Annotated in this window: 2 protein-coding genes; both read left to right on the top strand. The window is 44.1% G+C overall.

From position 1 onward, the window contains the following. Positions 1-31: 31 nt before the first annotated feature. On the top strand, positions 32-940 hold the full coding sequence (locus AC1DWN_RS33825) for a fumarylacetoacetate hydrolase family protein (protein WP_477563198.1): 909 nt from the start codon (positions 32-34) through the stop codon (positions 938-940). 136 nt (positions 941-1,076) lie between these two features. Continuing rightward, positions 1,077-1,335, top strand: a 259-nt coding sequence (locus tag AC1DWN_RS33820) for a hypothetical protein (protein ID WP_477563197.1), incomplete at its 3' end; no start/stop codon positions are given.

The raw sequence follows: 1,335 nt of genomic DNA, 5'->3' as shown, positions 1-1,335 counted from the left end.
TTCAGATACTTAATAGGAAGGAAGTTGTAAAATGAAACTGCTTATGATTCAATCAAAAGAAGGCAATCGTTTAGGGGTTAAAATAGCAACAGGAGTTTTGGATATCAAAGAGGCATTGAAAATCAAAAATGATTCCAATGTACCGACCGAGGTTATGGACGTCATTGAAGGTGGATCGGATACACTGCTAGCGTTAAACCGCTTCGTTCAGGAAGCTGTCGCTTCTCCGGAAAAGTTTGCTGCAGCATTATTTCAGGAAGAAGACATTTCTTTCGGTCCTTGCGTTACCGCTCCGCGCAAAATCATTTGTGTCGGGCTGAACTACCGCAAGCATGCTTTTGAAACAAACGCTCCAATTCCGGCGTATCCTATTTTGTTCAACAAATTCGATAATACTGTAGCCGCCCATGGCGATGACATACCTCTCCCGGCAAAGGTGACATCCCAAGTCGATTATGAAGCTGAATTGGTTATCGTCATAGGTAAGAAAACGAAGTACGTCGAGAAGGAGCAGGCTCTGGAGCATGTATTCGGATACTGCTGCGTTAACGATCTGTCCGCGAGGGACCTGCAGATGCGCACGCAGCAGTGGCTGCTTGGCAAATCATTGGACAAGTTCAGTCCGCTTGGCCCTTATCTCGTTACTGCAGATGAAATTGAAGATCCGAACAATCTCTCCATCAGCTGTACGGTTAACGGTGAAGTGCGCCAGCAGTCGAATACATCGGATATGGTTTTCCGATGTGATGAAATCGTCAGCTATGTTTCACAGCATATGACCTTATCGCCAGGCGATATCATACTTACGGGAACGCCTGAGGGTGTTGTACTCGGTTACCCTGAGGACAAGCGGGTATGGCTTAAGCCCGGGGATTCGGTTACAATCGAAATAGAGAAGCTTGGTTCGCTAACGAATCGCTTTGTGGAAGAAACTCTTTAAAATAAACTAGTTCTTACTATAGAAACAACAATGTAACGCAAGGGGTACCGAGCGTTACATTGTTGTTTAAAATATGGTATCGATACCATAAAGAATCAAGATACGATACAACTACACTGTTTTGGAGGCTAAACTGTTGAAAAACTACAAGTTTCAAGGAAGTATGAGCAAAGAAGTATTAGAAAGCTATCTGTCGAGAGCGGTTACGGCAGCCGACCTAGTTAACAGTGACACGTTGGAAGATGATTTGCGTGCGATAATAAATATAGGTGCAAAGTTTCTAGGAAGATCATCGGGGGTCTGGGATATGGAACCAGAAGATGAGGAGCATTTCCGAAAATCACAGGTTTTAGCCGAGCGCGTGCATGCGTTGGATGAGGAAATTATTTTACAAA

It is taken from the genome of Paenibacillus sp. P4_A7 (assembly GCF_056402455.1).
This window is presented reverse-complemented; position numbering and strand designations above follow the sequence as displayed.

What these genes read in the sequence shown, in the direction of transcription:
- AC1DWN_RS33825 (WP_477563198.1), top strand. Translation starts at nt 32, where the DNA reads ATGAAACTGCTTATGATTCAATCAAAAGAAGGCAATCGTTTAGGGGTT.